At 61.5% G+C, this 22,963-nt stretch carries 25 protein-coding genes and 1 tRNA gene; 6 read left to right on the plus strand and 20 right to left on the minus strand.

Annotated features, from left to right (window positions below):
• Window positions 1-6: 6 nt before the first annotated feature.
• From secD to queA, 4 genes are all read right to left on the minus strand, one after another.
• Entirely contained in the window at window positions 7-1,869 is a 1,863-nt protein-coding gene (secD, locus tag J3A71_RS24650) for a protein translocase subunit SecD (protein WP_016484965.1), read from the minus strand.
• Window positions 1,870-1,932: 63 nt separating this feature from the next.
• Window positions 1,933-2,268 (minus strand): preprotein translocase subunit YajC, encoded by a 336-nt coding sequence (yajC, locus tag J3A71_RS24655; RefSeq protein ID WP_016484964.1) that lies wholly within the window; start codon window positions 2,266-2,268, stop codon window positions 1,933-1,935.
• A gap of 42 nt (window positions 2,269-2,310) precedes the next feature.
• Complete coding sequence (tgt, locus tag J3A71_RS24660) at window positions 2,311-3,426, minus strand: tRNA guanosine(34) transglycosylase Tgt (RefSeq protein ID WP_016501406.1); 1,116 nt, start codon at window positions 3,424-3,426, stop codon at window positions 2,311-2,313.
• A 14-nt stretch (window positions 3,427-3,440) separates the two neighbouring features.
• Window positions 3,441-4,490 (minus strand): tRNA preQ1(34) S-adenosylmethionine ribosyltransferase-isomerase QueA, encoded by a 1,050-nt coding sequence (gene queA, locus J3A71_RS24665; protein WP_209953420.1) that lies wholly within the window; start codon window positions 4,488-4,490, stop codon window positions 3,441-3,443.
• 107 nt (window positions 4,491-4,597) lie between these two features.
• On the opposite strand from queA, the gene J3A71_RS24670 reads away from it, so the two are divergent.
• From J3A71_RS24670 to J3A71_RS24685, 4 genes are all read left to right on the plus strand, one after another.
• Window positions 4,598-4,682 (plus strand) — tRNA-Leu (locus tag J3A71_RS24670).
• A 308-nt stretch (window positions 4,683-4,990) separates the two neighbouring features.
• Window positions 4,991-5,638, plus strand: a complete 648-nt coding sequence (locus J3A71_RS24675) for a trypsin-like peptidase domain-containing protein (RefSeq protein ID WP_031312492.1) — start codon at window positions 4,991-4,993, stop codon at window positions 5,636-5,638.
• A gap of 115 nt (window positions 5,639-5,753) precedes the next feature.
• A complete protein-coding gene (locus J3A71_RS24680; RefSeq protein WP_209953423.1) occupies window positions 5,754-6,233 on the plus strand; it encodes a GNAT family N-acetyltransferase in 480 nt (159 codons plus the stop codon).
• Window positions 6,234-6,528: 295 nt separating this feature from the next.
• A complete protein-coding gene (locus J3A71_RS24685; protein ID WP_016484959.1) occupies window positions 6,529-7,422 on the plus strand; it encodes a bestrophin family ion channel in 894 nt (297 codons plus the stop codon).
• Between the two features lie 16 nt (window positions 7,423-7,438).
• On the opposite strand, the gene phnE is transcribed toward J3A71_RS24685, so the two are convergent.
• Genes phnE through J3A71_RS24705 form a run of 4 tightly spaced genes read right to left on the minus strand, consistent with a single transcriptional unit; the run spans window position 7,439 to window position 10,684 of the window.
• Window positions 7,439-8,206, minus strand: a complete 768-nt coding sequence (phnE, locus tag J3A71_RS24690) for a phosphonate ABC transporter, permease protein PhnE (protein ID WP_060517648.1) — start codon at window positions 8,204-8,206, stop codon at window positions 7,439-7,441.
• Window positions 8,203-9,030 (minus strand): ABC transporter permease, encoded by an 828-nt coding sequence (locus tag J3A71_RS24695; protein WP_209953425.1) that lies wholly within the window; start codon window positions 9,028-9,030, stop codon window positions 8,203-8,205. The genes phnE and J3A71_RS24695 overlap by 4 nt, the downstream gene beginning before the upstream one ends.
• Window positions 9,024-9,833 carry an ATP-binding cassette domain-containing protein gene (locus J3A71_RS24700; protein ID WP_060517652.1) on the minus strand — a complete coding sequence of 270 codons (810 nt, stop codon included), beginning with the start codon at window positions 9,831-9,833 and terminating at the stop codon, window positions 9,024-9,026. Before J3A71_RS24700 ends, J3A71_RS24695 begins: the two co-directional genes overlap by 7 nt.
• Window positions 9,830-10,684: a putative selenate ABC transporter substrate-binding protein gene (locus tag J3A71_RS24705; RefSeq protein ID WP_209953428.1), complete on the minus strand. Its 855-nt coding sequence runs from the start codon at window positions 10,682-10,684 to the stop codon at window positions 9,830-9,832. The genes J3A71_RS24700 and J3A71_RS24705 overlap by 4 nt, the downstream gene beginning before the upstream one ends.
• 126 nt (window positions 10,685-10,810) lie before the next feature.
• Between J3A71_RS24705 and selD the strand changes: the two genes are divergently transcribed.
• Entirely contained in the window at window positions 10,811-11,845 is a 1,035-nt protein-coding gene (gene selD, locus J3A71_RS24710) for a selenide, water dikinase SelD (RefSeq protein WP_016484954.1), read from the plus strand.
• Entirely contained in the window at window positions 11,845-12,957 is a 1,113-nt protein-coding gene (gene mnmH / locus J3A71_RS24715) for a tRNA 2-selenouridine(34) synthase MnmH (protein ID WP_102667971.1), read from the plus strand. Before selD ends, mnmH begins: the two co-directional genes overlap by 1 nt.
• Window positions 12,958-12,998: 41 nt before the next feature.
• Here the strand turns inward: mnmH and J3A71_RS24720 are convergent, their stop codons facing one another.
• The 12 genes from J3A71_RS24720 to cyoB form a co-directional block, all read right to left on the minus strand.
• Window positions 12,999-13,385: a lysozyme inhibitor LprI family protein gene (locus J3A71_RS24720; RefSeq protein ID WP_016484952.1), complete on the minus strand. Its 387-nt coding sequence runs from the start codon at window positions 13,383-13,385 to the stop codon at window positions 12,999-13,001.
• A 20-nt stretch (window positions 13,386-13,405) separates the two neighbouring features.
• The gene (locus J3A71_RS24725; RefSeq protein ID WP_095115825.1) at window positions 13,406-13,945 is read right to left on the minus strand and encodes a hypothetical protein; all 540 of its coding nucleotides are present in this window, start codon (window positions 13,943-13,945) and stop codon (window positions 13,406-13,408) included.
• 105 nt (window positions 13,946-14,050) lie between these two features.
• Window positions 14,051-14,614 carry a GNAT family N-acetyltransferase gene (locus J3A71_RS24730; RefSeq protein WP_016484950.1) on the minus strand — a complete coding sequence of 188 codons (564 nt, stop codon included), beginning with the start codon at window positions 14,612-14,614 and terminating at the stop codon, window positions 14,051-14,053.
• A gap of 222 nt (window positions 14,615-14,836) precedes the next feature.
• The gene (locus J3A71_RS24735) at window positions 14,837-15,088 is read right to left on the minus strand and encodes a DUF3077 domain-containing protein (protein ID WP_016484949.1); all 252 of its coding nucleotides are present in this window, start codon (window positions 15,086-15,088) and stop codon (window positions 14,837-14,839) included.
• Window positions 15,085-15,306, minus strand: a complete 222-nt coding sequence (locus J3A71_RS24740; protein WP_172455932.1) for a hypothetical protein — start codon at window positions 15,304-15,306, stop codon at window positions 15,085-15,087. Before J3A71_RS24740 ends, J3A71_RS24735 begins: the two co-directional genes overlap by 4 nt.
• A 480-nt stretch (window positions 15,307-15,786) precedes the next feature.
• Window positions 15,787-16,170, minus strand: coding sequence for a YkgJ family cysteine cluster protein (locus tag J3A71_RS24745; protein ID WP_016501425.1), 384 nt, complete (start codon window positions 16,168-16,170; stop codon window positions 15,787-15,789).
• Window positions 16,171-16,296: 126 nt separating this feature from the next.
• Window positions 16,297-17,424, minus strand: a complete 1,128-nt coding sequence (locus J3A71_RS24750) for a hypothetical protein (RefSeq protein ID WP_060517657.1) — start codon at window positions 17,422-17,424, stop codon at window positions 16,297-16,299.
• A 115-nt stretch (window positions 17,425-17,539) separates the two neighbouring features.
• Complete coding sequence (gene alaC / locus J3A71_RS24755) at window positions 17,540-18,748, minus strand: alanine transaminase (protein WP_019473730.1); 1,209 nt, start codon at window positions 18,746-18,748, stop codon at window positions 17,540-17,542.
• A 334-nt stretch (window positions 18,749-19,082) separates the two neighbouring features.
• Entirely contained in the window at window positions 19,083-19,970 is an 888-nt protein-coding gene (cyoE, locus tag J3A71_RS24760) for a heme o synthase (RefSeq protein WP_016484944.1), read from the minus strand.
• 11 nt (window positions 19,971-19,981) lie between these two features.
• Window positions 19,982-20,314 carry a cytochrome o ubiquinol oxidase subunit IV gene (gene cyoD, locus J3A71_RS24765; protein ID WP_016484943.1) on the minus strand — a complete coding sequence of 111 codons (333 nt, stop codon included), beginning with the start codon at window positions 20,312-20,314 and terminating at the stop codon, window positions 19,982-19,984.
• Complete coding sequence (gene cyoC, locus J3A71_RS24770; protein ID WP_016484942.1) at window positions 20,314-20,940, minus strand: cytochrome o ubiquinol oxidase subunit III; 627 nt, start codon at window positions 20,938-20,940, stop codon at window positions 20,314-20,316. Before cyoC ends, cyoD begins: the two co-directional genes overlap by 1 nt.
• Before the next feature lie 3 nt (window positions 20,941-20,943).
• A complete protein-coding gene (gene cyoB, locus J3A71_RS24775) occupies window positions 20,944-22,962 on the minus strand; it encodes a cytochrome o ubiquinol oxidase subunit I (RefSeq protein WP_016484941.1) in 2,019 nt (672 codons plus the stop codon).
• Between the last annotated feature and the right edge of the window lies 1 nt (window position 22,963).

Raw genomic sequence — 22,963 nt, forward strand, 5'->3', positions numbered from 1 at the left:
GCTCCCTCAAACCCACAGCTTCTTGATGTCACGCCCGCCGCAGGTCAGGTTGACCATTGCACGGGTCACCATGACGGCGGTGAACATCGAGGTGAAAATCCCGAGGGACATGGTAACCGCAAAGCCTTTGACCGGGCCGGTACCCATGGCGAACAGGATGCCGCCGACCAGCAGGCTGGTCAGGTTGGCGTCGATGATCGCGGTGTAGGCGCGGTTGAAGCCTTCGTGGATGGCGCGCTGTACCGACATGCCGGCTTTCAGCTCTTCGCGGATACGCGAGAAGATCAGCACGTTGGCGTCCACCGCCATACCCATGGTCAACACGATACCGGCAATACCCGGCAGCGTCAGGGTAGCGCCCAGCAGCGACATCAGCGCCAGCAGCAATACCATGTTGCCCGCCAGGGCGATGGTGGCAATGACGCCAAAGCCGCGGTAGATGGCGATGATGAACAGCGAGACGAACAGCATGCCCCACAGCGAAGCATCGATACCCTTGGTGATGTTGTCGGCACCCAGGCTTGGGCCAATGGTACGTTCTTCGGCGAAGTACATCGGCGCGGCCAGACCACCGGCACGCAGCAGCAGGGCCAGCTCGGACGATTCGCCCTGGCCATTCAGGCCAGTAATGCGGAACTGGCTGCCCAGCGGCGACTGGATGGTCGCCAGGCTGATGATCTTCTTCTCTTCCACGAAGCTTTGTACGGCAACGTCTTTCTCGACGCCGTCGACGGTCTGCTTCACATAGCGGGTCACCGGCTTCTGCTCGATGAAGATCACCGCCATGCTGCGGCCAACGTTGCTACGGGTAGCACGGCTCATCAGCTCGCCACCGTGGCCATCCAGGCGGATGTTCACTTGTGGGCGGCCGTGCTCGTCAAAGCTGGCCTGGGCGTCGGTTACCTGGTCACCGGTGATGATCAGGCCGCGCTCGACCGGGGCAGAACGACCGCCTTCACGGAATTCGAACACTTCGGTCGTGGCCTTGGACGCACCCGGTTCGGCACCAAAGCGGAACTCCAGGTTGGCAGTTTTACCGAGAATACGCTTGGCTTCGGCAGTGTCCTGCACGCCTGGCAGCTCGACCACGATACGGTTGGCGCCCTGGCGCTGTACCAGGGGTTCAGCCACGCCCAGCTCGTTGACACGGTTGCGGACGGTGGTGAGGTTCTGCTTGATCGAGTATTCGCGGATCTCGGCAACTTTTGCCTGAGTCAGCGCCAGACGCAGCACGGCGAGGTCGTTGCGCTCGGTGGTGGTCAGGTCGAAATCATTGAAATTCTTGCGGATCAGGGCACGTGCCTGTTCGCGGGTTGCATCGTCAGCAAAGCCCAGCATGATGCCGCCATCCTGCTGGGGCAGGCTGCGGTAGCGGACGCGCTCTTTACGCAGCAAGGTCTTGACCTCGCCTTCGTAGACTTTCATGCGGGCCGTCATGGCCTTGTCCATGTCCACTTCCAGCAGGAAGTGCACACCACCGGACAGGTCCAGGCCCAGTTTCATCGGGCTCGCACCCAGGTTGCGCAGCCATTGCGGGGTAGTCTGGGCCAGGTTCAGGGCCACGACATAATCATCGCCCAGTGCCTTGCGCACGACATCCTTGGCTGGCAGCTGGTCTTCCTGGTTGGTCAGGCGAATCAGCCCGCTGCCCTTCTCACCCAGGCTCGCGCCCTTGACGGCGATCTTGGCATCGAGCAGCGCCTTGCTGACGCGATCGAGGTCGGCCTGGTTTACCTGCAGCGCCGAACTGGCACCGCTGATCTGCACCGCCGGGTCATCCGGGTAGAGGTTAGGAGCGGAATAAATGAAACCGACCACCAGTACCAGCACGATCAGTGCATATTTCCACAGAGGGTATTTGTTCAGCATCACGCCGCCCGTTCAAGACGCGGGGCGCGTTGCGCGCCCCGACTGGAAAATAAAACCGGTAACTCAGATAGCCTTGAGCGTACCTTTTGGCAGGGTGGCCGCGATGGCGCCCTTCTGGAACTTCAGCTCGACAGTGTCGGAGACTTCCAGCACCACGAAATCATCGGAAACCTTGACGATCTTGCCGGCGATGCCGCCGTTGGTGACAACTTCGTCACCTTTCTGCAAGTTGCCGAGCAGGTTCTTCTGCTCTTTGGCGCGCTTGGCCTGAGGGCGCCAGATCATCAGGTAGAAGATGACCAGGAAACCGACCAGGAAAATCCACTCGAAGCCGGTACCGGCTGGGCCAGCGGCAGGTGCTGCAGCGTCCGCGTATGCGGCGGGGATGAAGAAGCTCATTGGGCACTCCTAATGTAATTTTCTAATAATGGATGCAGACAGTCAGTCCAAAGGCGGTACAGGAAGCCCGCGCTTGGCGTAGAAGGCGTCGACAAAGGCGGCCAATTTACCCTGTTGAATAGCCTCGCGTAAACCGGCCATCAAGCGCTGGTAATGGCGCAAGTTGTGGATGGTATTCAGCATGCTGCTCAGCATTTCGCCGCACTTGTCCAGGTGATGGAGATAGGCACGGGAGAAGTTGGTGCAGGTATAGCAGTCACAGGTCGGATCCAGCGGCGATTCATCATGGCGATGGAACGCATTGCGGATCTTGATCACCCCTGTATCGACAAACAGATGGCCGTTACGTGCGTTACGCGTAGGCATCACGCAGTCGAACATGTCGACGCCGCGGCGCACACCCTCAACGAGATCTTCCGGTTTGCCTACCCCCATAAGGTAACGAGGTTTGTCAGCAGGCATCATGCCTGGCAGGTAATCCAGCACCTTGATCATTTCGTGCTTGGGTTCGCCCACCGACAGGCCGCCGATGGCCAGGCCGTCGAAGCCGATGTTTTCCAGGCCTTCCAGCGAGCGCATGCGCAAGTCCTGGTACATGCCACCCTGGACGATGCCAAACAGCGCCGCCGTGTTGTCGGCGTGGGCGTTCTTCGAACGCTGGGCCCAGCGCAGCGACAGTTCCATGGAAGTGCGGGCCACGTCGTGCTCGGCCGGGTACGGGGTGCACTCGTCGAAGATCATCACCACGTCCGAGCCCAGGTCACGTTGCACCTGCATCGACTCTTCAGGGCCCATGAACACCTTCGAGCCATCGACCGGCGAGGCAAAGGTCACGCCCTCTTCCTTGATCTTGCGCATGGCGCCCAGGCTGAACACCTGGAAGCCACCGGAGTCGGTGAGGATCGGGCCTTTCCACTGCATGAAGTCGTGCAGGCCGTTGTGCTTCTTGATCACCTCGGTGCCTGGGCGCAGCCACAGGTGGAAGGTGTTGCCCAGGATCATCTCGGCGCCAATGGCCTCGATATCGCGTGGCAGCATGCCCTTGACCGTGCCATAGGTGCCCACCGGCATGAACGCCGGGGTTTCCACCGTGCCACGTGGGAAGGTGATGCGACCACGACGGGCCTTGCCGTCGGTAGCCAGCAGTTCGAAGGACATTCGACAGGTGCGACTCATGCTTGATCCTCGGGGCCGCGTGGCGCCGGATTGCGGGTGATGAACATGGCATCACCGTAACTGAAGAAGCGGTACCCGTGCTCGACCGCCGCCGCATAGGCGGCCATGGTCTCGGGGTAGCCGGCGAAGGCCGAGACCAGCATCAGCAGCGTGGACTCCGGCAGGTGGAAGTTGGTGACCAGGGCATCGACCACATGGAACGGTCGGCCCGGGTAGATGAAGATGTCGGTGTCGCCGCTGAAGGCCTTGAGCACGCCATCGCGCGCCGCGCTCTCCAGCGAACGCACGCTGGTGGTGCCGACCGCGACCACCCGGCCGCCACGTGCGCGGCAGGCCTCGATGGCATCGACCACATCCTGGCCCACTTCGAGCCATTCTTTGTGCATGTGGTGGTCTTCGATCTTGTCGACCCGCACCGGCTGGAACGTGCCCGCGCCCACGTGCAGGGTAACGAAAGCCCGCTCCACACCTTTGGCAGCAATCTTTTCCAACAGCGCTTCGTCAAAGTGCAGGCCCGCAGTGGGCGCGGCAACCGCACCGGCGCGCTGGGCGTACACGGTCTGGTAGCGCTCACGGTCGGCACCCTCGTCGGGGCGGTCGATATAGGGCGGCAGCGGCATGTGGCCGACGCGGTCGAGCAGTGGCAGCACCTCTTCGGTGAAGCGCAGCTCGAACAGCGTGTCATGGCGCGCGACCATTTCGGCCTCGCCACCGCCATCAATGAGGATGACTGCGCCTTCTTTCGGCGCCTTGCTGGCACGCACATGGGCCAGCACCCGGTGGCTGTCGAGCACGCGCTCGACCAGCACTTCCAGCTTGCCGCCAGAGGCTTTCTGGCCAAACAGGCGCGCCGGGATCACCCGGGTGTTGTTGAACACCATCAGGTCGCCGGGGCGCAGGTATTCGAGCAGGTCGGGGAAATGCCGGTGCGCCAGCGCGCCGGTTGGCCCATCGAGTACCAGCAGACGGCTGCCATGGCGCTCGGCCAACGGGTGGCGGGCGATCAGGGAATCAGGGAGTTCGAAGGAAAAATCGGCGACGCGCATGATGATGTTCGGTTCGGCAGGGCCGGGAAGTTTAGCCCAATGTGTGAAAATTGACCATGAAAGCCGATTGACCGACTAGCGGCAGCTCTCTATACTGCGCGCCACACGCCCTGATGGCGGAATTGGTAGACGCGGCGGATTCAAAATCCGTTTTCGAAAGGAGTGGGAGTTCGAGTCTCCCTCGGGGCACCAAGATCCGGAAAAAACCGACCTTACTGGTCGGTTTTTTTATGCCCGAATTTTGATCTGATGCAGAGCGTGCGGCTTGCACGGTCACGTCAGGAGCGGCACGAAATAATTGACGGCACCCTAATGACTCCGGGGCCTGTAGCCATGTCTGCATTCTATTGGCCGCAGTCGGGATTAATACTTAAGCTGTCATTCGTCGGATATATGCCGAAAGCATTGCTGGCGTAATGGCACTTAGCCATAGTTGCGCTCCCATTTCTCCACGCCCTGTGTGACCCATGAAAACAATCGCGCCCTGCATGGCGGCAATGATGCTGCTCAGTGGGTGCAATGGAGTGCCAACGTCGTACGTTTCAGACCCCGTCTACAGCCAGGCTTTCGTGGTCACCTCGGGTGCGCCGCTGCCGATGTTGCTGATGGCCAGTGCCATCCAGTGGAACGAGGATTACGCAGTAACCGCCAAACACACCCCCTTCCTGCGCAACGTGGTCCACGAGGGCCTCGGCGATGTGGTGTTCTTCAAGCACAAGGCCAGCAGCGTGCCGCGCTGGCGCCAGTACGTGCCTGGGGAAGCGGTGACGGCGGTAGGTTTCAACAGCTTTATGATGCCGATGCAGGGTAAGGGCCATGCCTTGCCGTCATTGGTACGCCTTGAAGGCACGCCTGGCAGTGTCTTCTACTCGGTGCATGACGGCCCGATCACCAAGGGCATGTCGGGCGGGCCCGTGTTTGCGGATGACGGCACGGTAGTGGGCATCAACGTCGCCATCATACCCACCCGTGAGATCGACGCCGGCAAGCGTCCCGACCTGGCCGGCAAGGACCGTATCAGCGTGTTCATGTCGTTCAGCGAAATCGACAAGGAATGGCGGCGCTATCAGTACCTGCTGGCGCACAAGGCCAAGCCCCAGGCACCGGCTTCGGTCAAAGGCTACGTGGCGGTGGCCGCCAAGCCTTGAGTTGACTGGCGGCCCGCATCTGCGCCTGCAAAGGGGCTTATGATGCAAGGCTGATGGCCTTTTCGCGGGTTCACCCGCGAAAAGGCCCGATCCGCCAGCGCAAGAGGGACCTGCCATGCACCTGACCCACCGCCCCATCCACCCTGACGACATCCCCGTCATCTGCAACTTCCCGCAGGGCCCGGACGAACTGTTCTACATGTTCCCCAAAGCCACCTTTCCCTTCACCCCTGCCCAGCTGAGCGACGCCATAGCCCAACGCAGCGGCTCCACGGTGGTGGAAGGCAACGGTACTGTCCTGGCCTTTGCCAACTTCTACAAAGCCGAACACGGCGGCGCGTGTGCCCTTGGCAATGTGGTCGTGGCCCCTGCCGCCCGCGGCCATGGCGTAGCGCGTTACCTGGTAACCACCATGATCGACTTCGCCCGCCAGCACTACGCTGCTCGGGAGGTGTGGGTGTCATGCTTCAATCACAACACCGCGGGCCTGCTGCTTTATCCACAGCTGGGCTTCACACCGTTCGGCATCGAGGAGCGGCAGGCGTGGGACGGCACGCGGGTAGCGTTGGTGCAGATGAAGCAAATACTGACTTAACCGAGCTGGATCAGCGGGCCATTGCATGTGGCTGAACGAGAAGGTCCACCCCCAAGGCACGAATGCCCCTCAAGACAGTGTCAAAACGACGTATCCTTATGGATACACCCATTCAAGGATTGAAGCGACCTACCCTGTCGTTTTTCCGCTGAATCAGGAATTCAGGCAAATCCTCTAATTTGGTCAGACTTTTCTCTTCACGTCAGCTTCTAAATCCCTTGCAACATTCGGCACGCGAACCTTCGACCCCCCTCGACGTCCCATCCTCCATCACCCACGCCTTGAGGTTACCCGCGTGAAAGACATCATCACCCGCAAGTACCGCCTGGTCGTGAAGACCATCGGCTACATCGGCTGGTCGCTGTTCTGGCTGCTGATCTGGGATGTGCTGGTCACCATCGACTTCATGCTGTTTCTCAACAGCAAGTTCACTCTACCGCTTATCCCGCTGACCCTACTGGGCTCGGCGCTGGTGGTGCTGGTGAGTTTTCGCAACAGCAGCGCCTACAACCGCTGGTGGGAGGCACGCACGTTGTGGGGGGCGCTGGTGAACGGTTCGCGCAGCTTCGCCCGGCAGACGCTGACCCTGATCGACGACCCGGATGATGGCCTGAACCCGGTCAAGGCTACCCTGCTGCGCCGCCATATCGCCTACGTGAACTGCCTGGCGGCGCACTTGAAGGGGGAACGCTGCCCCGAGGAGCTGATGGCATTCATCCCGCCCGCAGAGTTCGAACGCCGCAACCGTTCAAACAACTTCGCCAATGACATTCTCGGCGGCTCGGCGGCCTTGCTGGCGCGAGAATACAAAGCCGGGCGGCTGGACAGCATTCGCCTGGCCCGGCTGGAGTCGACCCTGGTGGACCTGTCCAACGCCCAGGGTGGCATGGAGCGCATTGCCAACACACCGTTGCCCTACCCTTACGTGTATTTCCCGCGGCTGTTCATTACTTTGTTCTGCCTGATCGTGCCGGTGGGGCTGGTGGAGTCGCTGGGCTGGTTCACACCGCTGGCATCGACGGTGGTGGGGTTCATGCTGCTGGCTATCGAGCGGATCGGCACGGATTTGCAGAGCCCGTTCCGTTTCAGTGAGCACCAGATCCAGATGGATACCATTTGCGAGACGATCGAACGTAATCTGGAGTCGATGCAGCGGGAAGCGCAGTGTGCCGAGGCAGTGGATGCGTGAGGGATTTTGCTAGGTGTCAGGCCCGTACATAACGCTGGCGCACCACGTCGCTCAACACATCCACCAGCAACACCAGCACCAGCATCCCGATGATCACCGTGCTGGCCTGGGCCTCCTGGAACAGGCTCAAGGTGGTGTACAGCATCTGCCCCAAGCCACCCGCCCCGACAAACCCCAGCACACTGGCCATACGGATGTTGTTTTCCCAGCGATACAAGCTGTAGGCCAGCAACTGCGGCCACAGGTTAGGCAAGGTGCCAAAACAGAACGCCGCCACCTGGCTGCCGCCCTGCAGGCGGATAGCCGCTGCCGGCTCCGGTGGTGCGTTCTCCAGCGCCTCGGCAAACAAGCGCCCCAGGACGCCAGCGGTATGCAGCGCCAGGGCCAGGGTGCCCGCATTGGGACCGAGGCCTGCCGCCAGCACTGTCAACGCCGCCCACACCAGTTCCGGGATGGCCCGCAGGGCGTTCAGCAACAGCCGCGCCGCGCCTTGTAACGGCCAGCCGAAACGCCCCGCCGCCGGCAGCGCCAGCAGCATCCCAAGCACCATTGCCAACAAAGTCCCCAGGCCTGACATGGCCAGTGTCTCCAGTGCCCCACGCCAGACCGCCTCAAGGTGCCCGGCAGACACATCTGGCTGCAGGAAACGCCCGGCATATTCGCCCATCTGTCCCAACCCGCCGTTGCCGACCAAGGCGCGCAAGTCCAGTTCCAGGAAGGCGAACGAGGCCACTACCGCCACCGCGATGGCGCCAAGCAGCAGCAGGTTGATGGCGCGGTTCATGCCAGCCTCCAGCGCAGCAAGCGGCTGAGCAGGTCGGCCAGCATCACCAGCAGCAAGAACGTCAGCAGCATGCTCGCCACTTGCGCACCATCGAACATACGCATCGACAGGTCGATCTGTTGGCCCAGCCCGCCCGCCCCGACAAAGCCCATCACCACCGACGCCCGTACCGCACACTCCCAGCGGTACACGGTGTAAGACACCACTTCCGATGCAGCATTGGGCAGGATGCCGTAGAGAAACGCCGCCAGCCGGCCACTGCCCGCCTGCAACAAGGCATGCGCAGGGCGCTGGTCGACCGACTCGAAGATTTCGGCGTAGACCTTGCCAAGCATGCCGCTGTAGGTAATGGCGATCGCCAGTACGCCCGCCGTCGGCCCCAGCCCCACGGCGCGCACAAACAGCAGCGCCCAGACGATCTCTGGCACGCTACGCAGGAAAATCAGAAGCCCGCGCACCGGCAGGCGCAGCAGCCGCGACCAGAAGCCGGCCCGCCCGCCGCGTGAAGCGGCACGCAAAGACAACGCACGGCTGGCCAGCAAACCCGCCGGAATAGCCAACACCAACGCCAGCGCCATACCGGCAGTCGCCACGGCCAGGGTCTGCAAAGTGGCCTCATACAGTAGCGCAAGAAAATCGGTATCATGTGCCGGAGGCCAGAAGGCGCCAGTGAAACTGGCTATCTGCTGCCGGTTCTCGGCCTGCAGCAGTACCCACGGGTTCAACTCGCTCAAGCGGATGCCAGGCCACAGCACGGCCACTGCCAGCAAGGCCAGCAGCAACCGCGGCAGCAGGGCCGGGTCGCGGGTATCGGCCTTCAGCACCGCGGTATCTGCACGGTCAGGGTCGGCCCCTGGGTTGGCGGCGAAACGAGTTGTTCGTTGGCGTATAGCGCTTCCAGCAATTGCTCGGTAACGGCCTGTGCCGGGCAGTCGAACACCACCTGCCCTTCGCGGATACCGATTACCCGCGGAAAATGTGCCAGCGCCAGCTCAACGGCATGCAGGCTCGCCACCAGCGTCACGCCGTTGGCCTGGGCATGGCGGTTGAGCAAGGCCAGGCTGTGGTCGGCCAGTACCGGGTCCATGGCCGATACCGGTTCATCGGTCAGCAGCACCTGCGGTCGCTGGTACAGCGCCCGGGCAATGCCCACGCGCTGCAACTGGCCACCGGACAATTGCCCACACTGCACGAAGAGTTTGTCGGCTAGCCCCAGCTCCGCCAAAACCTGGCGCACGCCCGGCACATCGCCGGGGTATAGCAGGTTGAGCAAACCGCGCATCACCCCCCACTGCCCCAGGCGGCCGGCCAGTACCGCTGTCACCACCCGCTGGCGTGGTGGCAAGGGCGGCGCCTGATGCACCAGGCCAACCCGCGCCCGCAGGCGCTGGCGTGCCCGGGCCGACAACGCCCAAGGCTGCTCGCCGAGCAGTTCCAGGCGCCCGCCGCTGGGCTGGATGGCCGTGGCCATCAGGTGCAGCAAGCTGGACTTGCCCGCCCCCGACGGCCCGATGATGGCAACCCGCTCGCCCTGCTCAATGCGCAGGCTCACCGCGTCAAGCGCGCGGACCTGGCCATGGCGCAGGCTGGCACCGTGCAGATGGATGGCTACATTCGAAGCGGTCACTTGAGCAGGCCGGCCTCACGTGCAGCTTGCTCGGTGCCCAGGTAGTTCTCAGGCTTGGTTTCGATGAAGCGGCTGGCGGCCTGCAGGTCCAGAATCGCCTTGTGCTCCGGGTTGGCCGGGTCGAGTTCAAGGAAGGTTTTCTTGATCTTGTCCTTCAACGCAGGGTCCATGTTGCCGCGCACGGTCCAGTTGTAGTCGAAGTAAGTCGGGGTGGTGGCGAACACCTTCACCTTGCTGGTATCCACCTTGCCGGCATCCACCAGCTTTTGCCACACACTGGCGTTGAGCACGCCACCATCTACCTTGCCAGCCTGTACCCAAGCCACGGTGGCGTCATGGGCCCCCGAGTAGGCCACGCGGCTGAAGTACGCTTCAGGCTTGATGTTGTCCTGCTTGAGCATGAAGTAGCGTGGCATCAGGCTGCCCGACGTGGACGAAATGGAACCGAAGGCAAACGACTTGCCCTTGAGGTCGGCCAGGCTCTTCACGTCGGGGTTGGCAGTAATGAACTTGGAGGTGAACTGCGCGTCCTGCTCACGCTGCACCAGCGGCGTGGCGGACGGGTCCTTCAGGTGAACCTGCACAAAGGTGAAGCCACCCAGCCAGGCCAGGTCCAGGCGGTCGGCGGCCAGCGACTCGACCACCGCCGGGTAATCGGCCACCGGTACGAACTTCACTTCCATGCCCAGCTGCTTGGCCAGGTATTCACCCAATGGCTTGAACTTGCGCTGCAGTTCGGTAGGCGCTTCGTCGGGAATGGCGCTGACCCGCAGGGTTTCAGCGGCCTGAGCGGCAACGGCACAGCAAGACAGCACGAGACCGGCGGCGAGCGCCAGGGGGCGTTTGAGCATGGGTATTCTCCGGTTCAATAGCGGGGAAATGCCGACAAATCCGCCGACAACGTGAATTATAAGAGGCAAGGACCCAAAGGCCAGCTTTGCTACAATCGCGCGACAATTTGACCTGCTGAGGTACACATGAGCGAGCCGATTCGCCTGACCCAGTACAGCCATGGTGCCGGCTGTGGCTGCAAGATCTCCCCCAAGGTGCTGGACGTGATTCTCGCCGAAAGCGGCACCCAGGCCCTGGACCCGAAACTGTGGGTCGGCAACGCGTCGCGCGACGATGCCGCAGTGTACGCGCTCGACGATGAGCGCGGCGTGGTCTCGACAACCGACTTTTTCATGCCCATCGTCGATGACCCCTACGACTTCGGCCGCATCGCCGCCACCAACGCCATCAGCGACATCTACGCCATGGGCGGCGACCCGCTGATGGCCATCGCCATCCTCGGCTGGCCAGTCAACGTACTGCCACCGGAAGTGGCACGGGAAGTGATACGTGGCGGCCGTGCCGTGTGCGCCGAAGCCGGCATCCCGCTGGCTGGCGGCCACTCCATCGACGCGCCTGAGCCAATCTTCGGCCTGGCCGTCACCGGTGTGGTCAGCAAGCGCCACCTCAAGCGCAATGACACCGCCACTGCAGGCTGCCAGCTGTACCTGACCAAGCCACTGGGCATCGGCATCCTCACCACTGCCGAGAAAAAGGCCAAGCTGCGCGAACAAGACCAGGGCCTGGCCCGCGACTGGATGTGCACCCTCAACACCCCCGGCAGCCGCTTCGGCAAGCTCGACGGGGTCATGGCCATGACCGACGTGACCGGCTTCGGCCTGCTCGGCCACCTGGTCGAGCTGGCCGAAGGCAGCGGCCTTACCGCGCACCTGGACTACGCCGCTGTACCACGCCTGCCCAGTGTCGACCACTACCTGGCGGAGGGCTGCATCCCCGGTGGAACCCTGCGCAACTACGACAGCTACGGGCACAAGATCGGCACCCTCACTGATGACCAGAAGCACCTGCTGTGCGACCCGCAGACCAGCGGTGGCCTCCTGGTGGCCGTTACCCCGGAGGGTGAAGCCGGGTTCCTCACCGTGGCGGCCGAACTGGGCCTGCAACTGTCGCCAATCGGCAAGCTGGTCGAGCGACAGAGCCACGCGGTCGAGGTGATCTGATGCGCCCCGACTGCACCGACTTCCGTCAGCTGTTCCTCGACGATGTGCCGATGATGGACATGCGCGCCCCCGTGGAATTCGCCAAAGGCGCCTTCCCGGGCGTGGTCAACCTGCCATTGATGAACGACCAGGAGCGGCAGAAGGTCGGCACCTGCTTCAAACAGCAGGGCCAGGCCGCCGCCATCGCCCTTGGCCACCAGTTGGTCAGCGGCACCACCAAACAGGCACGGATGGACGCTTGGGTGGCGTTCACCCAGGCCAACCCGCAAGGTTACCTGTACTGCTTCCGGGGCGGCCTGCGTTCGCAGATCGTGCAAGGCTGGCTACGCGATGAGGCGGGTATCCAGTACCCGCGTGTCAAAGGGGGCTACAAGGCCATGCGCACCTTCCTGCTGGAAACCACTCAGCAGGCTGTAGCGCAATGCGATTTCGTGCTGGTAGGTGGCCTGACCGGTACCGGCAAGACCGATGTGCTGCACCAGCTGGACAACGTGCTCGACCTGGAAGGCCATGCCAACCATCGCGGTTCCAGCTTCGGCAAACGCGCCACTGCACAACCGGCACAGATCGATTTCGAAAACCAGCTGGCCATCGATGTGCTTAAAAAGCGCGCCCGCGGCTGCGAGCAGTTCGTGCTGGAAGATGAAGGCCGCATTGTCGGCAGCTGCACGGTGCCACTGGAGTTGTACCAGGGTATGCAGCAGTACCCGCTGGTATGGCTGGAAGACAGCTTCGCCAACCGCGTGGAGCGCATCTTGCGCGACTATGTGGTCAACCTGAGTGCCGAGTTTATCGCCGTGCATGGCGAAGAGGATGGCCGTCGGTTGTTTGCCGAGCGCATGCTGCAAAGCATGGCCAACATCTACAAGCGCTTGGGTGGGGAGCGCTATCAGCGGCTTTCGGAGATCCTGCGCCTCGCCCTTGAAGAGCAACAGCGCAGCGGCGCAGTGGACCTGCACCGGGGCTGGATCGAAGGCTTGCTGAACGAGTATTACGACCCGATGTATGCCTACCAGCGTGCGGCCAAGGCAGAGCGTATCGAGTTTGCCGGGGATGCGGTGGAAGTGCGCGAATACCTCAAAGCTCGGGTGCTGCGCGAACCGCACAAGTAAAAGCGGGGCCGCTTCGCGCCCCATCGCCGGCACAGGCATCGTCATTGCCCCGGGCTGAGCACCCGTTCCAGCTCTGCCGCCCGGTCGCGGGTCATGTCCATCATGCATGACCCTCCCTCCAGCTGCGCCATGGTCCCGCCACTGGCCTGCACATGGAACTGGCAATTGCCATCGCGGTAGGCCAGCCATTTACGCTGCACATCCCGCAGGCTTTTCTGCTGCCCGGCATCCAGCTTGCCCATCAACTGCTTGTACACCCGGTTCAGGCGCTGGTCCTGCACGTGCGTCTCGGCCTGGATGCACTGGCTCATGGCCACGGTGCTGGAGGCCTTGTCCATGCACTGGCCGTAGGCCGGCGTGTAATCGTCCGCCACGGCCAGCGGCAAAATGCCGGCCAGTGCCAGGCCTGTCAGGCAATGCTTGATCATGCAAACCCTCCTTGCGGGTATCAAAACGACTGCGGCTGTTCCGGCGGCATCAGTACCTTGCCTGGCTGGAAGCGCAACGATGGCATCTGCGTTGCCGAATAGAGCGCCACGCCCAGCGCCGCAATCAACGCCACATCCAGCCAGTTCCAGCCCGGCATGTCGTCGGCGCTACGTGCCTTCCAGCAATGCCAGGCCTGCCCCAGGCAAAACACCCCAATGGCCGCCAGCCATAGATAAAAGCCAGCACCGAAACCGGTCAGGTCGTGGAACTCATAGCTCTGGTTGTCCGGAAGGCGGGTGATGCCGAAACTGCTGGCCGCCAGGTACGCCGCCACCAACCCGGCCAGCAATGCCAGGCGGCGGAACCGTCGATGGGCAAGAATGGCCAGGGCCAGCAGCGGGTTGGCAAACCATTGGTACAAGCCGAACGGCATACCCCATGGCCCGTACAGCAACATTTGCAGGGCCGGCATGTGGCGATCGCCACTCATCAGCGCGCCATCGAAAAACAGGGCGAGCAGATACAGCAGCAGGCTGATGCTAAGGTAGAAAACGGGCAAGGGGCACACCTGGAGGAAACGGGACAGCCTACGACCTTAACCCAGGCCCTGCCCCGCTTCCAGACCCTGGATGGTTGCCGCACGGAGACACCATGCGGCGCAAGACTATGCAACGGGTGGCTCAAGCAACAAGCCATAGATACCCGAGTCAGACAATTCGCCGGCCACACACCAGCGTGCCCGCAGGGTGCCCTCCAGCACGAAGCCCTGGCGCTCGAGTGTGCGCGCCGAGCCTTGGTTGCGGGGGTCGATTTCGCCTTCCAGGCGGCGCAGGTGCAGGGTGTGAGCGAGGTAATCGATGAAGCAGGTCAATGCTTCGTCCATGTAGCCCCTGCCCTGCACGGCACTGGCCAGGCAGTAGCCGATTTCGCCGCGGCGGGACACATCGTCGATGTTGAACAGCTGCACCATGCCGATGAGTTCGCCATTGTCACGGCGGTACATGCCAAGCTTCAGCTGGTCGCCATTGGCGTAGGCTTCGCGGTCGGCGGCCAGGGCGCTTTCGGCTTCGGCCAGGTCTTGCCAGGGGGCATGGTGCCAATAACGCATGACCTCGGGGTCAGCCATGATCGCTAGCCACTGCGCGGCATCGGCATGGCGCATGGGGCGCAATTGCAGACGCGGGCTGTCGAGGCAGAGGTCACTGGGGAAACTGCGGGGTGGGGTCACGCCGGATCTCCTGTCCATTGCTGGGGAGATGACAGTTTAACGTCAAGTGGCGTGACTGGGGCAGGTCTATGGAGTGTGTTTGAGGAGGCTTGGCTTGGGATTTTTAGTGGCGCGCCAATCGAGCGCCGCCCGCGCGGCGCTCGGTCTCAAAGGCGACGGACAACTCAAGGGATACACTTGCCAGCCGCAACTGGCCCGCCGGACAGGCACACCAAGCCTTACTCAATTTCCCCTGTTCAAGCCCATTTCCATGTCATTGATCAGCGCCTTGGCCATGGCACTGAGAATCCGCGCCGCGCTGCCGGCGACCTTGTCGCCCTCCATCTCGGCCTCCTCGTTCAGGTGCTTGATGCAGCCGATCAGCACCGACAATTCATCGAATGCCAGATCAAGCGGTACACCTGGCTCTACCCGGTACAGCTCAAGGAATTTTTCCACGCCTGCGGTGCTGCGGGATGTGAGGTGGTTGGTCATGCCTTTGCCTCCAGCGCTTTCATATGGGCTAGCAGGGCATGCAGCTGGCTGGTCTGGGCCGACATGGCTTCGAGCAATGAAGCACGCAAAACCGGAGCTTCGGCGTCGAGATACTGGATGATGATGCTGGAAAGGGTGTCCATGACCTGTGTGGCCTGGGACTTGGCGGCTTGGTAGGTCAGGTCTGTAACGGGTGGATCAGGGACAAGTTTTTTCATGATTGACTCCAATAGGTTCAAAGGAGCAACCACCTGAAATCCTTCTCACAGATTTGGGCGGCAGCCGTGCGCGAGGTGAGAAGCCCGTGTTGGAGTCACCACGGTCAGACCGAAGCCTGCACGCGCACAGCTGCCATGAACTGACAGGAAGACTACCAACGACGAGTTCTCACACTCGCTCGCCTTTTGGGCGAGCAATGAAGTTACCGCTGGAGCATTTCCCCGTATGTCAGACGGCATCCGACTGAGGTCGTAGGATAAATCCCAATCCTTGGCAACCTGAAGCATTTGGTTTCAGGTTCAGAATTTTCTTACAGCTGATGGCTAGCGCGATCCCTGTGGGAGCGGCCTTGTGCCGCGAAAGGGCCGCACAGCGGCCCCTAGGTATCAGCGGCGCTGCGGGAATTGCCGGGGCTGCTGTGCAGCCCTTTCGCGGCACAAGGCCGCTCCCACATTGACCGCGTCAGGCTGATCAATACTTCAGGCCACCTCAGCCCCATCATCCGGCCAATGCGGCTCGTTGGCGCCTGGCGGCGTCAGTGGTGGCAGCCCATACGCCGCCCGCGCATCGTCGCAGCTGGGGTTGTGCACCCCACCCTCCCACGATGCTTCGAACTCGCGGCAAGGGCTGGAGCGGTTGGCGTAAATGGTACAAGCAACTTCCTTACCGATCTCGCCTTCAAGGCTGACGCAACGGCAGGGCTTGGCATCGGTGCCGATCATGGCAACGCGGGTGGGGTTGATCTGTACCACCAGATCGTCCGGCACAACGCCCCCGGCAGACTGGCATTCGCCCCAGAAGAAGGACACACGGAAGTACCCGCAGCAGGCGCCGCAGTCAAGGCAAGGGTTATATTCAGACATGATGCCACGGAGGGAAGGTTGTTGTTATCGGGGCTGGCCCGCCGCGCCATTTTCAATCGAACCGGGGGCGGCTGGATAGAGGGCACATGCAAAAAATTTTGCCACTGATCCGGCCGCCTGCTTCATTCAGCGCAATGCCTTGTAGGTGGAGGCATCCCAACGCTGCAGCGCCAGGCCTTCGGTCGGGTCATAGGCATCACCACACACCTTGCTGAAGTGCGTGCGGGCTTCGCCGCAATGCACCAACCGGTCGTGCTTCTCCCCCTCGGTCAGCACCGTATACGATTTGCTGCGCATGGCTTGGTACTGCGTTTCGGCTGCGGCCATGGCCTGGTGATATTCCATCACCTGGCGGTCATCCAGGGCCAGTCGCTTGCCCAGTTGAACACCCCAGCGGGTCAGGCAGACTTCGGCGAAATGGCGAACGATAAGCCCGGGTTCCTTGAGCACCTTGCCATCGCCGGCACCATCTACCGATGCATTACCCACCAGCGTGGCATGACGCCCCGGCATTGGATAAATGCAGATTTGCGTGCCACTGGCGACGGTAGGAATTACGCAGGCAAACCCTTTGGACCGCTCATCCCGCGAATAGAAGCCGACGTATTCACGCACGTTCTGCGCTAGCGCGATGCGCTCGGCCTGCACATTACCAACACCCGGCACCGGGTCGATGGCGAAGATATTCACCGGCACCTCCCGCAGTACCGGGTCATTTGCCATGGCGTTGGCCAGCATGTGGCAGCTGATACCACCCCGGCTCCAGCCCACCAGGTTCACCTGGGTTGGAATGCGCGGCTTGCGGAACATGCTGATGATGCGCTCTTGCAACGCCTGCGGGGTTGGCTGGCGATCACCGTAGTCGTAGGTGCGCCAGAACCACGAGGCCGTGGAGGAAACGTCCGGTACAGGTACACCAGCGTCCTTCAGCCGCTGGTATTCTTCCTCGCTCAGCTTGGTGCGCTGCCAACTGCTTTCGCCTTTGATCACCTGCAGCACATGGTTGACGTTTTCTTCCCAGCCGCGGCCGAACAATTGGCCGGTCCAGTTGAAGTAGCCACCGGGTTCTACGAACAGGTTGTCATCCTGAAGGTTGCCGCTGCCTGGGCCGTCTACGGCGATCCAGTGGGCAAATTCGCGGCCCTCGTCATTTGCGGCCAGGGTCGAGACCAGCTCGCCGTTCCAGAAGTTGGGGTTTGCGTCGTCGAAACGGTGAGAACCGGTACCGCAGAAATAGGCGGTGAACACACTCATTGGGGAGTCTCTGTGGTGAGAAATGAGTGCTGAAGATAGGTAGGCAGATCGGGGAAATGCAGGCGGAAAGCTCGCCCTGGGGTAGATATGGGGCTGCCAGGCAGCCCCAACTGGCTTATTTGCGAGCCAGCCCATCAGCCCGGAACATCTGCCGGATCCCGCGGATGGCCTGGCGTATGCGGTCCTGGTTCTCGATCAGGGCAAAGCGCACATGGTCATCACCATATTCGCCAAAACCGATGCCCGGCGACACGCACACCTTGGCCTCGGCCAGGAGTTTTTTGGCAAACTCCAGCGACCCCATATGTGCATATTGCTCAGGGATCTTCGCCCACACGTACATCGACGCCTTGGGGTTCTCAACCATCCAGCCCAGTTCGTGCAGCCCTTTCACCAGCAGGTTGCGGCGCTGGCGATACTGTTCGGCAATGTCGCGCACGCACTGCTGATCGCCTTCCAGCGCGGCAATGGCAGCCACCTGCAACGGGGTGAAGGTGCCGTAGTCGTGGTAGCTCTTGATGCGCGCCAGGGCGCTGACCAGTTCGGGGTTGCCGACCATGAAACCGATCCGCCAGCCCGCCATGTTGTAGCTCTTGGACAGGGTAAAGAACTCTACGGCAATGTCCTTGGCACCAGGCACCTGCATGATCGACGGGGCCTTCCAGCCGTCGTAGACGATGTCGGCGTAGGCCAGGTCATGCACCACCAGCACGTCGTACTGCTTGGCCAGGGCCACCACGCGCTCGAAGAAGTCCAGTTCCACGCACTGAGCAGTGGGGTTGGACGGGAAGCCGAGGATCATCATCTTCGGCTTGGGGATCGACTCACGGATCGCCCGCTCGAGTTCGTTGAAGAAGTCCACACCCGGTACCAGCGGCACTGAACGCACCTGGGCACCGGCGATGACCGCACCGTAGATGTGGATGGGGTAGCTGGGGTTGGGCACCAGCACCGTGTCGCCCTGGTCGAGCGTGGCCAGCATCAGGTGGGCCAGGCCTTCTTTGGAGCCGATGGTGACGATGGCTTCGCTTTCCGGGTCGATGTCGACCTCGTAGCGTTCCTTGTACCAGTTGGAAATGGCCCGGCGCAGACGCGGGATACCGCGAGAGGTGGAATAGCCGTGGGTGTCTTCCCGCTGGGCAACCTGCACCAGCTTCTCGACGATGTGCGGCGGTGTAGCGCCGTCGGGGTTGCCCATGCTCAGGTCGATGATGTCTTCGCCACGGCGGCGGGCAGCCATCTTGAGCTCGGCAGTGATGTTGAAAACGTAAGGGGGGAGACGATCAATGCGCGCAAAGCGGCGCGGCGAACCTGGGTTAGCCATGGCTTCCTCTGAGGACGTAAGCGCCCGGAACCGTCCGAGCGACGTTGGCCGATGTGGCGGCCTGACTCAGAAGATAATGCCGAAACATAAAATATGTAAAGGACATTTTCCTGTTTTGTCATATATTTTCAGACGTATTATTTGAAAAGCCAGATTTCATGTTTCCTGTGCTGGCCTCTTCGCGGGCTCGCCCGCTCCCACAGGGTTACTCACAGCCCTGGGACCTGCGCCCGACCTGTGGGAGCGGGCAAGCCCGCGAAAGGGCCGGCACAGGAAGACAGGCATAAAAAAACCCCGGCACATGGCCGGGGTTTTCGTGAAACAGGCAGCAGTTTCAGCGTGCGTAGGTCATCAGCACGTCCGCAGCGGTTTGGCTGTCCACGCCCATCATCACGCTCAGGGCAGTGACGGTGAGGATCGAGAAGCCGAACACCTTGCGGGCCCACTTGCTGTCGTCCTCTGCCTTGTAGCCACCCCAGGCCATGTACAGCCAGTACAGGCCCATGGCAGCTGCCACGGCCAGGTAGCCGAGGCCGGCGTAACCGCCGAGGGTAAGCATCAAGGTGGCGAGCACGAAGGCCAGCACGTACAGCACGATCTGCTTCTTCGCCGCGAGGATGCCACGTGCCACCGGCAGGACCGGGATGTTGGCAGCGCTGTAATCCTTGAAGCGGAAGATGGCGATGGCAAAGCTGTGCGGCATCTGCCACAGGCTGAACATCACCAGCAGGGTTACCGCAGCCAGGTCGAAGCTGTTGCTTACGGCGCAGTAGCCGATCACCGGAGGCATGGCACCCGACAGGCTGCCGACCAAGGTGCCGTGCACCGATTTACGCTTCAGCCACAGGCTGTAGAAACCGACGTAGACGATGAAGCCTACAGCTGCGCAGAACGCCGACAGCGGGTTGGCCTGGACATACAGCAGGCTGAAACCCGCCACCCCGAGCAGGGTGGCGTAGATCAGCGCGAGGGGCAGCGACATGCCGCCCTGCACCATGACGCGGTTCTTGGTGCGCTCCATCTTGTGGTCGATGTCACGGTCGATGCAGTTGTTGAACACGCATCCGGACGCAACCACCAGCGAAGTACCGATCACCACCGCCAGGAACAAGGCGAAGTCCACATGGCCCTTCGAGGCAAGGAAGAAACCGCCTGCCACGGAAAGCACGTTACCGAAAATGATCCCCGGTTTGGTGATTTGGATAAAGTGCTTAACGGACATGCAGTCTTACCTCACTTGGCCATCATTTCGATGTGGATGTTGAACATGATCCACAGCGACAGGCCGACCAGCAGTGCAATTACCAGTACGGTGAACAGGAACGTCGACACGTTGTTGCGTTGCTCTTTCGAGCGGTCCATGTGCAGGAAGTACACCAGGTGTACAACTACCTGGATCACGGCCATGGCAACAATGATCAGAACGGTCAGGTTCTTCGGCAGGCTGGCGGTCATGGCCAGTGCGAACGGGATCGCAGTCAGGATGATCGACAGGACAAAGCCGATCATGTACGACTTGACGCTGCCGTGGTTACCTTCGTGATGAGTGTCGTGTGCGCTAGCCATTACAGAACCCCCAGCAGGTAGACGACGGTGAACACGCAGATCCAGACCACGTCCAGGAAGTGCCAGAACAGGCTCAGGCAGCTCATGCGGGTCTTGGCGGTCGGCGTGATGCCATGCTTGTTGATCTGGTACATCATGATTGCCATCCAGATCAGGCCGGCAGTCACGTGCAGACCGTGGGTACCTACCAGGGCGAAGAACGCCGACAGGAAGCCACTGCGCTGCGGGCCGAAGCCCTCGCTGATCAGGTGATGGAACTCATAGATTTCCATCGCGATGAAGCCTGCACCGAACAGGAAGGTCACAGCCAACCAGCCCAGTACACCGGCTTTCTTGCCATCGAACATCTTCAGCATGGCGAAGCCGAAGGTGATCGAGGACAGCAGCAGGAACAGCGTTTCAACAGCTACGAAATCGAGCTGGAAGATGTCATGACCCGACGGGCCGCCGGCAAAACTGCCGGACAGCACCGCGTAGGTGGCGAAGAGCGACGCAAACAGGATGCAGTCGGTCATCAGGTACAGCCAGAAACCCAGTACGGTCATCTGGCCCGAGTCGTGGTGGTGGTCGTCATGCCCATGGTCGTGACCATGAGCAGCGCCGCCGTGCATTACTTGACTGGACATTGATTACACCCGCTCAAACGATTCGACACGTGCGCCGGCAGGCAGAGCACCTGCTTTGGCCAGCGCTTTCATACGCTCGCCTTCGATGCGCGCCACTTCTTCGGCCGGAACCATGTAGCCCTGGTCGTCACGTGCAGCGTGGCGAACGAAGACTGCGATGGTTGCCAACAGGCTCGCGCCCACCAGCCACCAGATGTGCCAGATGAAGGCGAAGCCGAACACGGTCAGGAACATACCCATGAACAGACCGGTGGAGGTGTTGCTCGGCATGTGGATCGCTTCGTACTTGGCCGGGACCTTGTACGCAACACCGGCTTCCTTGGCTTCGTGCCAGGCGTCCAGACCAACTTTCTCAGGCATGTGAGCGAAGTTGTAGAACGGCGGTGGCGACGAAGTGGACCACTCGATGGTACGGCCGCCCCATGGGTCGCCAGTGACGTCCATGTTGTCTTTGCGGTCGCGAACCGACACGAAGATCTGGATCAGCTGGCAAGCGATACCGAACAGGATCAGCACGGCGCCGACAACGGCTACGTACAGGTAGGGTTCCCACAGTGGGTTGTCGGAGTGGTTCAGACGACGGGTCATGCCCATGAAGCCCAGGGCGTACAGCGGCATGAACGCAACGTAGAAGCCCGACAGCCAGAACCAGAAGGCAGCTTTGCCCCACTTCTCGTTCAGGGTGAAACCGAAGGCTTTCGGGAACCAGAAGGCGAAACCGGCGATGTAGCCGAATACCGCGCCACCGATGATCACGTTGTGGAAGTGCGCAATTACGAACAGGCTGTTGTGCAGAACGAAGTCAGCACCCGGAACGGCCAGCAGTACGCCGGTCATGCCACCGATGGAGAAGGTGACCATGAAGCCCAGGGTCCAGAGCATCGGTGCGGTGAAGCGCACACGGCCTTGGTACATGGTGAACAGCCAGTTGAACAGCTTCACACCGGTCGGGATGGAGATCAGCATCGTCGCCAGGCCGAAGAAGGTGTTGACGCTGGCGCCGGCACCCATGGTGAAGAAGTGGTGCAGCCATACCGCAAAGCCAAGGATGGCGATCGCGCCCGATGCGTAAATCATCGAGTGATGGCCGAACAGGCGTTTGCCAGAGAACGTCGAGGTAACTTCCGAGAACACGCCGAAGGCCGGCAGGATCAGGATGTAAACCTCAGGGTGACCCCACGCCCAGAACAGGTTGACGTACATCATCGGGTTCCCACCAAGCTCGTTGGTGAAAATGTGGAAGTCCAGATAACGGTCAACAGTCAGCAGAGCGAGTGCAGCAGTCAGAATCGGGAACGAAGCAACGATCAGTACGTTGGCCCAGGTGCAGGTCCAGGTGAAGATCGGCATGTCCATCAGCTTCATGCCAGGTGCGCGCATCTTCATCACGGTGACGAGGAAGTTCACGCCGGTAAGCGTCGTACCCAGTCCGGATAGCTGTAGCGCCCAGATGTAGTAGTCGACACCCACCCCAGGGCTGTATTGAATGCCTGCGAGCGGCGGATAGGCAACCCAGCCGGTCTTGGCGAATTCACCAACGCCCAGCGAGATGTTGACCAGCAGCACGCCTGCCAGCAGCAGGTAGAAGCTCAGGGAGTTCAGGAACGGGAAGGCAACGTCACGTGCACCGATCTGCAGAGGAACCGCCAGGTTCATCAGGCCGGTGAAGAACGGCATCGCCATGAAGATGATCATGATCACACCGTGAGCGGTGAAGATCTGGTCATAGTGTTCAGGCGGCAGGTAGCCTTCGGAGCCACCGGTAGCGGCAGCCAGCTGGGTACGCATCATGATGGCGTCGGCAAAGCCGCGCAGCAGCATGACCATCGCGACGATGATGTACATCACGCCGATCTTTTTGTGGTCGACAGTAGTCAGCCACTCGCTCCACAAGTAGGTCCACTTGCGGAAATAGGTGATAAGACCGACGACAGCGATACCGCCGAGCGCGATCATGGCAAGCGTCACCATGACTATCGGCTCGTGATAGGGTATCGCCTCCAGGCTTAATTTACCGAACATC

Source organism: Pseudomonas sp. PvP089 (assembly GCF_017875165.1).
Taxonomy (GTDB): Bacteria; Pseudomonadota; Gammaproteobacteria; order Pseudomonadales; family Pseudomonadaceae; genus Aquipseudomonas; species Aquipseudomonas fortuita.

Coding starts and splice junctions, on each gene's coding strand:
- selD (WP_016484954.1), top strand. CDS start 10,811: ATGAGCGAGCCGATTCGCCTGACCCAGTACAGCCATGGTGCCGGCTGT.
- tgt (WP_016501406.1), bottom strand. CDS start 3,426: ATGTCCTTCGAACTGCTGGCTACCGACGGCAAGGCCCGTCGTGGTCGC.
- phnE (WP_060517648.1), bottom strand. CDS start 8,206: ATGAACCGCGCCATCAACCTGCTGCTGCTTGGCGCCATCGCGGTGGCG.
- J3A71_RS24740 (WP_172455932.1), bottom strand. CDS start 15,306: ATGAAAAAACTTGTCCCTGATCCACCCGTTACAGACCTGACCTACCAA.
- J3A71_RS24720 (WP_016484952.1), bottom strand. CDS start 13,385: ATGATCAAGCATTGCCTGACAGGCCTGGCACTGGCCGGCATTTTGCCG.
- queA (WP_209953420.1), bottom strand. CDS start 4,490: ATGCGCGTCGCCGATTTTTCCTTCGAACTCCCTGATTCCCTGATCGCC.
- J3A71_RS24745 (WP_016501425.1), bottom strand. CDS start 16,170: ATGTCTGAATATAACCCTTGCCTTGACTGCGGCGCCTGCTGCGGGTAC.
- cyoB (WP_016484941.1), bottom strand. CDS start 22,962: ATGTTCGGTAAATTAAGCCTGGAGGCGATACCCTATCACGAGCCGATA.
- cyoD (WP_016484943.1), bottom strand. CDS start 20,314: ATGGCTAGCGCACACGACACTCATCACGAAGGTAACCACGGCAGCGTC.
- J3A71_RS24750 (WP_060517657.1), bottom strand. CDS start 17,424: ATGAGTGTGTTCACCGCCTATTTCTGCGGTACCGGTTCTCACCGTTTC.
- J3A71_RS24735 (WP_016484949.1), bottom strand. CDS start 15,088: ATGACCAACCACCTCACATCCCGCAGCACCGCAGGCGTGGAAAAATTC.
- yajC (WP_016484964.1), bottom strand. CDS start 2,268: ATGAGCTTCTTCATCCCCGCCGCATACGCGGACGCTGCAGCACCTGCC.
- cyoE (WP_016484944.1), bottom strand. CDS start 19,970: ATGTCCGTTAAGCACTTTATCCAAATCACCAAACCGGGGATCATTTTC.
- J3A71_RS24705 (WP_209953428.1), bottom strand. CDS start 10,684: ATGCTCAAACGCCCCCTGGCGCTCGCCGCCGGTCTCGTGCTGTCTTGC.
- secD (WP_016484965.1), bottom strand. CDS start 1,869: ATGCTGAACAAATACCCTCTGTGGAAATATGCACTGATCGTGCTGGTA.
- J3A71_RS24680 (WP_209953423.1), top strand. CDS start 5,754: ATGCACCTGACCCACCGCCCCATCCACCCTGACGACATCCCCGTCATC.
- mnmH (WP_102667971.1), top strand. CDS start 11,845: ATGCGCCCCGACTGCACCGACTTCCGTCAGCTGTTCCTCGACGATGTG.
- alaC (WP_019473730.1), bottom strand. CDS start 18,748: ATGGCTAACCCAGGTTCGCCGCGCCGCTTTGCGCGCATTGATCGTCTC.
- J3A71_RS24675 (WP_031312492.1), top strand. CDS start 4,991: ATGCTGCTCAGTGGGTGCAATGGAGTGCCAACGTCGTACGTTTCAGAC.
- cyoC (WP_016484942.1), bottom strand. CDS start 20,940: ATGTCCAGTCAAGTAATGCACGGCGGCGCTGCTCATGGTCACGACCAT.